This is a genomic window from Aeromonas sp. QDB11 (assembly GCF_027705265.1).
GTDB classification, from domain to species: Bacteria; Pseudomonadota; Gammaproteobacteria; order Enterobacterales; family Aeromonadaceae; genus Aeromonas; species Aeromonas allosaccharophila.
This window is the reverse complement of the sequence record NZ_JAPDBM010000182.1, coordinates 1-1087: the sequence shown is the minus strand read 5'-3', so window position 1 is coordinate 1087 and position 1087 is coordinate 1. Positions and strand designations below refer to the sequence as shown.

The window sequence follows — 1087 nt, the reverse complement described above, 5'->3', positions numbered from 1 at the left end:
GCCCGAGAAACCCGAGCCGGAGCAGAAAGAGGCTGCTTAAAACAGCTTTGCGCGACAACTATCTTGAAAAACGCCGCTCTCTCGGTGCTGGTGCTGACCCTGCTGTTTGCCATCCAGAAACATGGCACCGCCATGGTGGGCAAGCTGTTTGCCCCCATCATGCTGATCTGGTTTATGACGCTGGCGGTGCTGGGGCTGCGCGGCATCATCCACAACCCCGAGGTGCTGGGTGCGCTTAACCCCATCTGGGCGGTGCGTTTCTTTATCCAGTACCAGACCACCTCCTTCTTTGCCCTCGGCGCCGTGGTGCTGGCCATCACAGGGGTGGAGGCGCTCTACGCGGATATGGGCCACTTTGGCAAAAATCCCATTCGCCTCGCCTGGTTTATCGTGGTGCTGCCCTCGCTGGTGCTCAACTACTTCGGTCAGGGTGCGCTGCTGCTGAGCAACCCGGCAGCCATTGCCAACCCCTTCTTCCTGCTCGCGCCGAAATGGGCGCTGGTGCCGCTGCTGCTGCTGGCAACCATGGCGACGGTGATCGCCTCCCAGGCGGTGATCTCCGGGGTCTTTTCGCTGACCCGGCAGGCGGTGCGGCTCGGTTATCTCTCCCCCATTCGCATCGTCCACACCTCCGAGCAGGAGTCCGGCCAGATCTATATTCCGGTCATCAACTGGATGCTCTATATCTCGGTGGTGATCGTCATCATGAGCTTCGAGCACTCCAGCAATCTGGCGGCGGCCTACGGCATCGCGGTGACCGGCACCATGGTACTCACCTCCATCCTCTCCTGCTCGGTGGCCAAGAACAGCTGGCACTGGAACAAGTATCTGGTGGCCATCCTGTTTGCCGCGCTGCTCTGTATCGACGTGCCGCTCTTTGCCGCCAACCTCGCCAAGATCTTCTCCGGCGGCTGGCTGCCGCTCACCCTGGGCGCGGTAATGTTCACCGTGATGACCAGCTGGAAGAGCGAGCGTTTCCAGCTTATTCGCCGCCTGAACGAGCACGGCAACGTAACTGTTCACCCAGATGGCATTGACAGGAAAAAGTGAGACGATCATCCCTTGATCCACTGTTGCCCCTTGCCTG

Annotated in this window: 1 pseudogene; it reads left to right on the top strand. The window is 60.2% G+C overall.

Annotation, left to right across the window (positions count from 1 at the left end):
• Window positions 1–78: 78 nt before the first annotated feature.
• A pseudogene (locus tag OKC40_RS22535) lies at window positions 79–1011 on the top strand (KUP/HAK/KT family potassium transporter); the annotation flags it as partial.
• Between the last annotated feature and the right edge of the window lie 76 nt (window positions 1012–1087).